The organism is Rhodoblastus sp. (assembly GCF_052145335.1).
GTDB lineage: Bacteria > Pseudomonadota > Alphaproteobacteria > Rhizobiales > Beijerinckiaceae > Rhodoblastus.
The window spans coordinates 1-3,260 of sequence record NZ_JBKQOU010000194.1 but is presented as its reverse complement, the minus strand read 5'-3'; the positions used below and the strand labels follow the sequence as shown (position 1 = coordinate 3,260).

The 3,260-nt window shown below is 57.1% G+C and carries 3 protein-coding genes and 1 pseudogene; all 4 read left to right on the top strand.

All coding sequences use genetic code 11. The annotated features are described in order from the left end of the window. Nucleotides 1-327, top strand: a pseudogene (locus ACLP2E_RS12255) (tyrosine-type recombinase/integrase); the annotation flags it as partial. A 1-nt stretch (nt 328) separates the two neighbouring features. Next, nucleotides 329-1,012, top strand: a complete 684-nt coding sequence (locus tag ACLP2E_RS12250) for a hypothetical protein (protein WP_442462655.1) — start codon at nt 329-331, stop codon at nt 1,010-1,012. Between the two features lie 314 nt (nt 1,013-1,326). Then, a complete protein-coding gene (locus ACLP2E_RS12245; protein ID WP_442462654.1) occupies nt 1,327-2,712 on the top strand; it encodes a phage/plasmid primase, P4 family in 1,386 nt (461 codons plus the stop codon). Between the two features lie 6 nt (nt 2,713-2,718). Beyond that, nucleotides 2,719-2,925 (top strand): hypothetical protein, encoded by a 207-nt coding sequence (locus ACLP2E_RS12240; protein ID WP_442462653.1) that lies wholly within the window; start codon nt 2,719-2,721, stop codon nt 2,923-2,925. Nucleotides 2,926-3,260 lie beyond the last annotated feature (335 nt).

Here is a 3,260-nt window from a genome sequence, read left to right as displayed (position 1 = left end):
CCCGGATTGCGCGGCCCGTTCAATGGATTTGGGAAATCGAAGTCCGCGCTCGACAGCGCCAGCCTTGTCAAAGATTGGCGGTTACATGATCTTCGCCGCACAATGGCGACAGGACTGCAAAAGCTTGGCGTGCGGCTCGAAGTGACGGAGGCCGTACTCAACCACGTGTCAGGAAGTCGCGCAGGCATAATTGGTATATACCAACGCCACGACTACGCTGCCGAGAAACGGGCCGCGCTCACGGCATGGGGCGAATGCCTCGTCGCGATCATAGAGGCGCGCGAGGTTTCCAAAAACCTGACTCGGATCAAGGCCAGGGGCGTTTGACATGACCGATGGTCCAATTTCACGGTTCGCATCATTGAAAGAGGCCATGGCGCGGATATTGGCCGCGCCCGTGACCGATCGAATCGCGCTGACGAATAAATTTTTTCAAGAGTTGCAGGATCGGGATTCAGAAACGTTTTCGGACCTCGTTCGCTGGGGCCGGGATGGATCGCTTCTTTATTCCGCCATCGAAGCCGCGCTCGGTTCTGCGCTGGTTCGACCGGACCTGACGGACAGCGAGAGACGCGGGGCGCTCGAAGACGCTGGGACTTTCGTCTCGGCGTTGAAGGCCATCAGCATCGGAAGCAACGTCCTATGTTCGACTGACATGGCGATGGAACTTGCATGGTCGGCGCTCTTGGTCGGGCTGCGGGCCGGACTCAAGCCATATGAAATTGAGAAACTCCGAGTTGCGAAAGCATCCGACATGGGGCGTTCGGGCGGGACGAAAAGCGCGGAGACACGAAAGGCAAAAGCTGTTTTTTGGCAGACGTGGGCGACGACGGAGAATCAGCGACTGCGGTCGGTGAACCCAACGCTCACCATAAGCGAAAGGGCCGACAAAATTTTGGCAAGCTGGGCGAACGAAAGCTTTCATAAGGTTGGCCGTGACATGCTCGTAACATTTATTGGCAAGCTGGACCGGGAGAGGAAGGCTCAGGAACGAAGCGCTTCGTTACAGTAATGAACCGGTTCACGTCGTAGGCATGCGCGCGCCGTTACGGTTCACTCCTTTTTGCGACAATAACCGCAAAGAGGGGCGTTCATTCCTCTTTGCGACAACAACAGCAAAGAGGATCGTTTCATGCAAGTTCTTAGTTACAATCAGGCTGCCGCGCGCACCAATTTGTGCCGACGTTCGTTCGAGCGTCTTATCGCGCAAGGGATCGGACCAGCGATCGTCGAAATTTCGAAGCGGCGGCGCGGCGTTCTCGAATCTGACCTTGAAATTTGGCTTGCCGGCCGCCGCAAGCCCGCGCCTGGTAAGGCGTCGGTTTGATGGGCCGCGTGCGCACTCCGGTCCCGGCCGTTAATTCCAAAAATGAGCCGGGGGTGTTCGATGAATGTTCAATCGAATATTCCGACGACGACCTCGCACTCCGCTTCGCGGACCGGCACGCAAAAGACCTTCGCTATGTCGCCGCCTGGAATCGCTGGCTTCTTTGGGATGGCAAGCGCTGGCACACTGACAAGACGATCGCCGTCATTAATCTGGTTCGCAAGGTCAGTCGCGAGGCCGCCGCCGAATGCGGAAACACTTCGCGCTCGATTTACCTTACGAGCATGCATGGCATCAACGCCATCGAGCGTTTGGCGAGGGCCGACCGGCGGCTCGCGGCGACGGTCGCCCAATGGGATTCAGACCCTTTGCTTCTGAATACTCCTGCGGGCGTGATCGACCTGTGTACGGGTCAACTGCGTCCCCAGTGTGCGGAAGATTACATTACCCGGATTACCTCAGCCGCTCCGGGCGGTGACTGCCCTCTTTTCCGCAAATTCCTGAACGAAATCACAGGCGACGACCCCGAGCTTATCGCTTATTTGCAAAGGGTTTTCGGCTATTGCCTGACGGGCAGCACTCGCGAACATGCGCTTTTCTTTTTCCACGGCGGCGGCGCCAACGGCAAATCCGTGTTGCTTGGAACAATTGCCGGCATTCTCGACGAATATCATAAGACAGCCGCTATCGAGACGTTCACCGCGAGCAATAGCGACCGTCACCCGACCGATATGGCGGGCATGCAGGGCGCTCGGGTCGTAACGGCAACGGAAACCGAACAGGGGCGATTTTGGGCCGAGGCGCGCATCAAACAGTTGACTGGCGGCGACGCGGTGTCGGCCCGGTTCATGAGGCAAGATTTCTGGGAGTTTATTCCAGCTTTTAAGCTCATCGTCGCCGGCAATCACAAACCGCACTTGCGAACTGTCGATGAGGCGATCCGCCGTCGTCTTCATATGGTCCCTTTCGACGTGACCATCCCGATTGCGACGCGCGATAAAAAACTGCCTGAGAAACTTAAGTCGGAGTGGCCGGGCATTCTGAAATGGATGATCGAAGGCTGCCTCGCTTGGCAGCGCACGGGCCTCCAGTCGGCTCGGGCCGTCGAAAGGGCGACAGTAGAGTATTTGACGGCGGAAGACGCGCTTGGGCTGTGGATCGAGGATAAGTGCCAACGCGATCCCAATGCTTGGGCATCGTCGGGCGAATTGTTTGCATCTTGGAAAAATTGGGCGCTCGCGGCCGGCGAGCCGTCCGGCACTCAAATGGCGTTCAAGCCGTCTCTGGAACGTCATGGGTTCAAAGCGCACCCGAAGTCCCAAGCGAGGGGCTTTGCCGGTTTGAGGCTGAAGGAAAGCGAAAAATCCAACCGAGAGGGGCAATGAAGAGCCGTGGCTGACCACGAAATGACGGCTATGACGGCACGCCCGCATATCCTACTCACGCCCGAGCATGAGGGGGTTATGAACTTCCGCCGTCATGGGCGTCATAGTGCTGAGGCTTTTCCTTTTAACAAATTGAAAAAACAACAAATTGTCTTCCTGAAGGAATCAGAAAATGACATTCGACAGCAAGCCACGTCAGTCGGGCAGCCATGAGAAGCCCTTGCCGTCCCAAACGCCGCGTTTATCGACCTCGGCGGCAATCCGTCAACGCCGGCTACGCGAACGGAAGCGTCAGGGCGTCATCTTTATCGATCTTGAAGTCGGCCCGAGTGCAGTGAATTGCCTTGTCAGGAGCAGCTGCCTGCATCCGGAAATCCGAAACGAGCGCGTTGAGCTTCAACCCTGCCGACAAAGTATGCAGTCGTGCGGGTTGATCATTTCCAGCGGCGAGTGGCCGAACGCCGCCGGATCATCAGGCCAAGGGAACCAGAGAAAGGATAGACTATGAACAGCGAGAAGAAACCGATTACTGCGCGCGAGTTATTGGC

What these genes read in the sequence shown, in the direction of transcription:
- ACLP2E_RS12245 (WP_442462654.1), top strand. Translation starts at nt 1,327, where the DNA reads ATGGGCCGCGTGCGCACTCCGGTCCCGGCCGTTAATTCCAAAAATGAG.
- ACLP2E_RS12250 (WP_442462655.1), top strand. Translation starts at nt 329, where the DNA reads ATGACCGATGGTCCAATTTCACGGTTCGCATCATTGAAAGAGGCCATG.